The organism is Citrobacter sp. Cpo061, assembly GCF_030332845.1.
Taxonomy (GTDB): domain Bacteria; phylum Pseudomonadota; class Gammaproteobacteria; order Enterobacterales; family Enterobacteriaceae; genus Citrobacter; species Citrobacter portucalensis.
Genome location: NZ_JAOWHB010000003.1, coordinates 1 through 268 on the forward strand (window position 1 = coordinate 1; position 268 = coordinate 268).

At 56.3% G+C, this 268-nt stretch carries 1 tRNA gene; it reads right to left on the bottom strand.

Annotation, left to right across the window (positions count from 1 at the left end):
• Positions 1-9 precede the first annotated feature (9 nt).
• Positions 10-85: transfer RNA gene (locus OGX97_RS00010), tRNA-Ala, on the bottom strand.
• Positions 86-268 lie beyond the last annotated feature (183 nt).

Consider the following 268-nt stretch of genomic DNA (forward strand, 5'->3'; position numbering starts at 1 on the left):
CAGTAAGGATGGTGGAGCTATGCGGGATCGAACCGCAGACCTCCTGCGTGCAAGGCAGGCGCTCTCCCAGCTGAGCTATAACCCCATCGTAAATGCTAATCTCTGTACCCTAATTCGTTTCCGGGCAAGGCGCGGTGGTGCGAAGCATACTGAAGTATGCGAGCATCGCCGTAACACAGCACGGAGGCGAATTTGGTAGGCCTGAGTGGACTTGAACCACCGACCTCACCCTTATCAGGGGTGCGCTCTAACCACCTGAGCTACAAGC